1 protein-coding gene and 1 pseudogene are annotated in these 7,557 nt (G+C 33.5%); one reads left to right on the forward strand and one right to left on the reverse strand.

The window, feature by feature from the left end; all coding sequences use genetic code 11:
- Positions 1-4,984, reverse strand: a pseudogene (locus A2255_07225) (hypothetical protein).
- 796 nt (positions 4,985-5,780) lie between these two features.
- Between A2255_07225 and A2255_07230 the strand changes: the two are divergent.
- Complete coding sequence (locus tag A2255_07230) at positions 5,781-7,448, forward strand: diphosphate--fructose-6-phosphate 1-phosphotransferase (protein OGI19664.1); 1,668 nt, start codon at positions 5,781-5,783, stop codon at positions 7,446-7,448.
- The last annotated feature ends 109 nt before the right edge of the window (positions 7,449-7,557 follow it).

Consider the following 7,557-nt stretch of genomic DNA (forward strand, 5'->3'; position numbering starts at 1 on the left):
CTGCTAATATTGAAAAATCTGGATCATGAGAATTTGATCTGATGCTTATATCCGCAATTGTAGTAGGTGTACTACCTAATTTAGTATAAATTCTATGTCCGGAAGTCCAGTCAAGATTTTCTCCTGCGGGAAAGTTAGACCCCAAATAAATATCTTGATCAGCTGTGAGTCTACCACCCGACAGATACAAATCACTAAAAGTCATATATACATCATTATTAGAATTAGTAACACCATTTGCAATAGTCGTATTAGCTCCAGAATACAAGTATAAGTTATTTGATGCTGTTAAAGATGGATTTATAGTTATATTGCCATTTGGAGAGAATAAACCTATATTGCCGATAGATGGTATTTGTTGGGTAAATGTGATATCACTTCCAATAATTAAACCTGTATTTCCGCTAAGTCCAATGTTGCCAGTACTCCATGAGTTGGTTGTTAGGTTAAGGTTATTTATATTTGTTAATGCATCTGAATCTATAAATATGTTATTAGCAATTAATGATGATGTAGCTGACCCATTTAGATATAAACTACCGGTAGAAAATATATCAAGATTTCCAGTTGCGTTAGCATTTAAATTTTTTATGGTAGTTGTGCCTGTGCCATTAATATTTATGTTACTATCACCAATTATACTTATAGTTGGTGCAATTAAACGTTCACCACCTGATAACAAATTGATAGCTACATTGCCAGTACGAGATGTTAACCCTGCAAATTTAGTTGCAAATAATGAACCGGTGAATAAATTACTAGGATTCCCGCTATTATCAAAGCTTACAAGTTTGATATTTTTTGTTGCTGGTGCAGTCAAAGCACCTGAACCTTGTAAGTTTAATGTATTGAATGCAGAATAAATATTGCCACTTGTAGTATTTATTGCAGTGTTAAGATCTAAAACATTGGAATAAGTGTAGAGATTATTTCCTGCACTAAAAGAGGAGCCAGAATTAATAGTAATATTACCTAATGTGGAACCCAAGCCAAGATTTGCTCCTGCAATCAGGCCTACTCCTGATCCAACAGTTAAATTGCCGATACTACCTATGCCTAAATGATTGGTAGCATTAAAATAAGAGTTTCCTATGGTAATTTGGCCATCAGAATCAAGATAAATATTGTTAGATCTCAATAATGGTGATGTACTTGATCCATTGATAGAAATATTTCCGGTAGAATCTATATTTATAAGACCTGTTGTTGTATCTGCTGCTAAATTAATATCACTTAAAGTAGTTGTACCTGTTGCATTAAGATAAATGGAATTTGCTGTTAAAATCGGATCCGGAGTTGTTGTATTTCCTGAAATTAAACTTAAATTTGTTGATGAGTTAATATATAAATTATTTAATGCGCTAATATTTGCTGTATCTCCACTAGCTGAATATAAAGTAATTGCTTTATTTCCAGTGTGATTTGTGGGATTTCCAAAGTTATCAGCAAATGATGTACCAGCAAACTTTGTTGATATAGAATTTCCATCTGTTGGCAAGTTTCTAAAATAAATACTTCCCGTTGTACTTTGTAAATCAATTCCATCATATATATTTAGTGTATTAAAAGATGAATATATGTTATTGGTTACAGTTGTACCAGCGTGAAGATCAAAAATGTTTGAATAAGTGTATAAATTATTTCCTACAACCAGGGGTAAAGTTGAATTCACAGTAATATTTCCTGATGTAGAGCCTAGTCCGAGATTAGTATCAGCATTAATACTGGTATTAACTCCTAGAATTATATCTGTCTCACTACTTATTCCTATATTGCCACTTGTTGGATTAGGGCCATTGTTACTGGTAAGAGCTAAATTTTGTAAGCTGGTTTGGCCTGCTGAATCGAGGTACATTTCTATGGCAGATAAAGATGTACCGTTTATTGATAGATTTCCACTTGATAATATGTTTAAAATACCATTTGTAGAGGTAATTCCACTTGTACCAGCTACGGTATCTATATCTATATTACCTGCTCTTGAGGTAAACCCATCAAATTTAGAAGCAAATGAAGTACCGTTAAATATTGTTGATATTGCATCTCCATTATCAGGTAAGGCTCCAATGGTTATATTTCCATCAGCTTGTAATATATTTGCACCTTGCAACCTTAGTTCATTAAGTGACAGGTGCATGTTATTAGTTGAGTCAATAATTCTGTCTAATATTGTAAGTCTGTCTGAATAAGTATAAAAGTTATTGCCAACAGAATAAGTGCCTGCTCCAGGATTAATAGTAATATCACCTGAAGTAGAGCCCAAACCTAAATTTGTAGTGTCAATTAGAGTTTCAGTGTTAAGAGTTACTCCTGTATTACCGCTGATTCCTATATTCCCATCACTGGCCGTAAAGTTAGTATAGCTGGTTTCAACAAGCGCATCTGAGTCAAGGTAAATATCATGCGCAGTTAATCTTGAATCTAAACCATTAATATACAAGCTGCCTGTAGAATCAATATCGATAATTCCAGAACTTGTATTTGCAGATAGATTTATATCTTGTATATTGGTTTGCCCCCCTGCATCAATATTAAATGATGTAGCATTAAGAAAAGATGGGGAAAGAACTGCACCAGTTAGTGTTAAATTATTGCTAGAAGTAATATTTAAGAATCCACCAGACGTTATTCCACTGTTAGTTGAAGCTAATGTGATAGTTGTATCGTTTGTACGAGCTGTCAGGCCACTAAATCTGCTACCAAATGTTGTTCCTGTAAATATATTTGCAATTGAATCGACATCTGATGGAAGAAATCCAATTCTTATATCGTGCCCCACGCCTGCTGACGTATTCAACCTAGCATCATTTGAAAGTGATAATTCATCAAAAGAAGAATATATTTTATTGGTTGCATTTAGATACCTACCATCTAAAGAAAGGGTATTAGAATAGGTATAAATATTATGTCCTGCTGATATTGGAGTAGCGCCTGATCCTATCGTGATCGAACCAGATTCAGAGATCAAGCCTAAGTCTGATTGTGAAACTATATTACTCGTATTTCCAATGTTTATTCCTGTTCCACTACCAATACCGATGTCTCCACTTGTGGCATTAAGATAACTTTTAATTATATTTATTGAACCTGGAGAGTTTAAATAGATAGATCCGGCGGTCAATCTTGGTATTGAAGTCCCATTTAATAATATGTTGCCCAGAGACTCTATTTTTATAATTCCATTAGATGCTGTAATATTACTTGTACTGGATAATAGATTTAAAACCATATTACCAGCACGTGAAGTAAGAGCTCCATAATTAGCAGCAAATGAAGAGCCTGTAAATATATTTGATATAGAATTGGCATTTGTTGGCAGAAAACCCAAGCTAATATTCCCGTTCGTTGTTGCTAAACTTTTAGTAGCAGGCAAGTTTAATTCATTAAATGCAAGATACAGGTTTCCTGTGGCACTTGCTGGAGTTATGTTGGAATTGATATTAAGAATATTTGAATATGTATACAGATTATTATCAAATGTTAACCCTGTAGGGATAGTAATATCACCAGTCTGACTTATTAATGCTAAATCCCCCTCAGAATTAATTGTAATATCTGTAAGAGTCAAATTACCATTAGCTCCTATTCCCAATTTTGCGGAACTAGTCGAAGCATCTTGTTTAGTATTATCCTTGGCTAATAGAGAAATTCCGGATCCTGCACCCTTAGTTATGCTAATTTGTCCTGTATTGGCATCTAAATAAATTTTGTTAGCAGTTATTGAATGGGCTGTATCAGATCCGTATATGTTTAAGTCAGCACTTGAGCTAATATTTACTGTTCCAGCAGTCTTAATATTAGTATTTGAGTTTGTTCCAGGGTCGTTTAAATTAAGCTGACTTGCAGTAATATTGATCACATTTTCGTCATTTTTGTAATTATAATCTTCTCTTCCTAAACCAGCCTCACCGGCGGACAATGCTCCTTTAGAGCCTAATCTTATTGTTTTTCCGGCTCCATCTGCGCCTGATGCCTCTAAGGTGATAGATCCGCTTTCAGTATCAATTGCATGAGCCTCAACTAATCCTTCAACATTTATTGCAGCATTTTGTATACCAGAGTTTGTATAAGTATCAGAGATTTGAGGGGTACTACCATATGCCCATAAATTTATGTTTTGACCCTTAATATGAGGATTTGCCTGGCCATTTACCCCATCAGTATAGTGTGAAATATAACCATTAGAACCAGTGGCTAAAGCTGTTGGCGTATAAACTCCATCTTCAAAGCTTATTGTAGAACCGGTAACCAAATTAACATTATCAGTAAGATGGTTATAGTTTATACCACTGACATTAATCTGGCCAGTGTTTCCAATATAACCTATATTTGTTATATTTCTACCAAGCACATCTATGGATCTATGGATACTATCAGAAGTTCCATCACGCTGGACAGAATATAACATTCCATTATTATGAATATCGTTTGCTATATTATCAAATATTATAACGTTATCATCAAAAGTTGCTCCAAAAGAAGCACCCAAAAAATTCGCAGCATTGGTAATATCATTGCCACCAACAAGAAGACCGGAAGCTGTTGTTAAAGTAATTGCATCTGCAACTATAATTCCTGTTTTCCCAACATTAATTCCATTTGGGCTTATAAATATCAAATGTCCGCCAATATTTCCTGTATCTACAATTCTGCCTTCTATAGCACCATTTATTGCCATTGCATTATTGACTCTGTTAATATAGTATCTAACAGAGCCTGGAAACATCATTTTTACGGTATCAAGATCTGCAACATTGAAATTTGTAAAGTTTGAGAGAGCATAATTACCATTTATATTGCCAGGGGTTACCTCATATGTATATGCCCCAAACTCTTCAGCAGAATTTATGGTGGTTGTGCCATCATTGGCTGTAATTGTAGACTCACTAAATCCTGGATTGGCTGAGAATATCCCGACACCTATAGCTAAAGATGCCGCAATTGCTAGAATAGAAGATTTTACCCTAACTCTCTGGAAACTCATTTCGCCACTCCAGACATTTATTCTCTAATTATATATTTTTTCTGATTATATTAGAAGTTTTAGTTTATTTTATGCTAATAATTCGAATCATAAATATAACAATCATATTTATTAGAATAACATTTTTATCTGTAATTTAAAGCCCCGCTTGGTTTATAATATTCAAGATGCTTATCAATTGATAGTTTTAACTTATAAAAATGTTTTAATACTTGTTTACAAAATAAAATACGGATAATAAATTATGATTAAATAGAATTGATGGTTTTTTAGATACTCTGAAGGTATCATTGATATGATATGTCAAAAATGTTGATATTAAAATCCTTTCAATGGATCATTTCTCTTAGATGTTTGTCGTATCTTTTAAAACTCAAATCGAGTTTTTGATTTTTTCTGATTTTCATAAATGATACTGGCTGATATGCTTGTGTTTACTTGAATATATCGACTTTAACGGTATTTATGGAAATCAGAAATGCATTATGGTTATTAATTTAAAGCTAATCCTAAAATAATTTATGCAATCATAGTGATCTCTTTGGAATTCAAGTTTACTACCTTAAATATATACTTAAAGATTGCCACGCAAGTATGCTCATTTCTTAAAACCACGTTTCATGGCTCGAAATGACAGCATAAATTATTTAAGTAGAAACTTGAGTTTTAATAAATAAATCAAATTTAAATTCAAAGTTTTAGGGTTTGTATTATAATAAGTTGAAAGCTTATTTAAGTGATTATTAGTTTATAGAGTATAATTACTGGAATTGTAGTAGAAAAAGAGGTACGGAATATGACTAGAGAATTATCTGCTCTTCAAAAAGCAAGATTGGAGTACAAACCCAAACTTCCAAAAGTTCTAAGAAACGGTGTTAAAAATTTAGATCTTGAATGTGGTGCGCCAACTCAGTCTATAGCAGACGCTGATGATATTAATGAAATGTTTCCTAACTCTTATGGAAAGCCTGTAGTAACTTTTAAATCAGGCGAAAGTAAGGTATTCAATAAAACTGTTAATGTAGGAGTTATCCTTTCAGGCGGTCAAGCTCCCGGTGGGCATAACGTAATTGCAGGTTTATTTGATGCTCTTAAAGAAGCCAATCCAAACAATAAATTATACGGATTTTTAGGTGGTCCAGCAGGCATTATCGATGGAAAATACGTTGAAATTACTAAAGAATTAATAGATGAGTATAGAAATACAGGCGGTTTTGACATAATTGGCTCTGGCAGGACAAAGCTTGAATCAGAAGAACAATTTATGAAAACCTGGAATACCTGTCAGAATTTAAATGTTTCAGCTGTGGTGGTTATTGGTGGAGATGATTCCAACACAAATGCTGCATTGTTAGCTGAATTTTTCCTTGAGAAAAAAGCTGGAATTCAAGTAATTGGGGTTCCAAAAACTATCGATGGCGATTTAAAGAATGAGCAGATTGAAATATCATTCGGCTTTGATACAGCAACAAAAACATATGCCGAATTGATCGGAAATATTGAGAGAGATGCCAATTCAGCCAAAAAATACTGGCACTTTATCAAAGTAATGGGAAGAAGTGCATCTCACGTTGGTCTTGAATGTGCTCTTCAAACACATCCTAATATCACGCTTATTTCTGAAGAAGTAGCTCAAAATAAGACTTCACTTGGAGAAATTGTTGATTATATTGTAAATATTGTCGTTGAAAGATCCAATAGAGGCAAAAACTTCGGTGTAGCAATTATTCCTGAAGGAATAATTGAATTTATACCTGAAATGAAATCGATGATTTCTAATTTGAATGATAAACTGGCTCTTTGTGAGGATGAAGCAGATTATCAAGCACTGTCAACTCAGGAACAGAGAATAGAATATATTAAAAATAAACTGGAAACTAGTAATTCTAAGGTGTTTGCTTCATTACCATCATCCATTCAGGCTCAACTCTTAATGGATAGGGATCCACACGGTAATGTTCAAGTATCAAGAATTGAGACAGAAAAATTACTTGTTGAAATGGTACAGGCTAAATTAACTGAAATGAAGAAAAATGGACAATTCAAAGGTAAATTTTCTTCGCAAACTCACTTCTTTGGCTACGAAGGAAGATGTGCTGCTCCATCAAACTTTGATGCAGATTATTGTTATTCACTAGGATATAATGCATTTGCACTAGTTCAGTTTAATATAACAGGCTATTTATCTTCTGTTAAAAACTTAACTAAACCTGCTGATGAGTGGATTGCTGGAGGTGTTCCACTTACAATGCTTATGAATATGGAAAAGCGTCATGGCATAATGAAGCCTGTTATTCAAAAAGCATTAGTTGATATAAATGGTCCAGTGTTCGGTGAGCTTCAAAAAAACAGAGAAGCCTGGGCTTATGAGGATCATTATCTCTTTACAGGTCCTATTCAATATTACGGACCTTCAGAAGTAGCTGATGTAACAACAAAAACACTTCAATTAGAACGAAAATAAATTATTAATTCACATAGAAACAGAGATGCAAATAATACAGTTGCATCTCTGTTTGATTTATTGGAAATAATACCTTCAAAGGCAGTACAAAAAATCAAATATCAATAAT

The organism is Candidatus Melainabacteria bacterium RIFOXYA2_FULL_32_9, assembly GCA_001784615.1.
Lineage (GTDB): Bacteria > Cyanobacteriota > Vampirovibrionia > Gastranaerophilales > UBA9579 > UBA9579.